The 1,117-nt window shown below is 45.5% G+C and carries 1 protein-coding gene; it reads right to left on the bottom strand.

Annotation, left to right across the window (positions count from 1 at the left end; all coding sequences use genetic code 11):
• Positions 1-299: 299 nt before the first annotated feature.
• A partial coding sequence (gene oppF, locus R7P35_RS25755) for a murein tripeptide/oligopeptide ABC transporter ATP binding protein OppF (RefSeq protein ID WP_318093284.1) occupies positions 300-1,117 on the bottom strand: 818 nt, incomplete at its 5' end.

Raw genomic sequence — 1,117 nt, 5'->3', positions numbered from 1 at the left:
TCCAGCGTCTTCACGAACGAACTTCCCGCCATTCGCTTTTGTGTCATACCACACATCGTGCCATACGCCTTCGACCAACTTACCCATGATTGCTCTCCTATTTCTTATGTCTCCCTTTATATTAGAGATTCATAAGAAACAGAAAATCATCACGCTTAGGACATCTTGTTCAAGAAATTCGAATGAGCATTGAAATTCATGTTCAAAGAAAGTGAGCATAAAAAAAGCGCGACCCTAGTAAAAGGAATCGCGCTTAAGCCCGTCACAGGCTGAATTTACTTAACCTAACATTTGGTTGGTTACACGCTCACGTGAATACAAGAAACCGCGTGAATGTCTGTACCTTCAATCGTAGGTTTGGTTTTTGCACACTCTTCTGTCGCTTGAGGGCAACGAGTACGGAACACACAACCTGAAGGAGGATTGATTGGTGATGGCAGATCCCCTTCCAACATTTGGATGGTTTTATTGCGTTCTAACTCTGGGTCTGGGATTGGAACCGCCGACATCAGCGCACGCGTATAAGGGTGCTTAGGGTCTGCAAATAGCGCATCCGCTTCGCCTAACTCTACCGCGTTACCCAAATACATCACGAGAACACGATCAGAGATGTGTTTCACCACTGACAAATCGTGTGCGATAAACACCAAAGAAAGTCCTAGCTCTTTTTGCAGCTCTTTTAGAAGGTTAACGACTTGAGCCTGAATCGATACGTCTAGCGCCGAAACTGGTTCGTCACAGATGATCATTTTTGGCTTAAGGATAAGTGCGCGTGCGATACCGATACGTTGACACTGACCACCTGAGAATTCATGCGGGTAACGGTTGATTACGTTTGGCAATAGACCAACTTTCGCCATCATCTCTTTAACGCGGTCTTTCACTTCTTGCTTAGACAATTCTGGGTAGAATGTCTCTAAAGGCTCAGCAATGATGTCGCCAACCGTCATACGCGGGTTAAGAGAAGCCAAAGGATCTTGGAAAATCATCTGGATTTCTTTACGCGTTTCACGACGCTGTACATCTTTCATTTTTGTGAGGTCTTGGCCTAACCAAACCACTTCGCCATCGGTCGCTTCAACAAGTCCAATGATGGCACGTGCGAAGGTCGATTTAC

The organism is Vibrio sp. Vb0304 (assembly GCF_033338995.1).
Classification (GTDB): domain Bacteria; phylum Pseudomonadota; class Gammaproteobacteria; order Enterobacterales; family Vibrionaceae; genus Vibrio; species Vibrio alginolyticus.
This window is presented reverse-complemented; position numbering and strand designations above follow the sequence as displayed.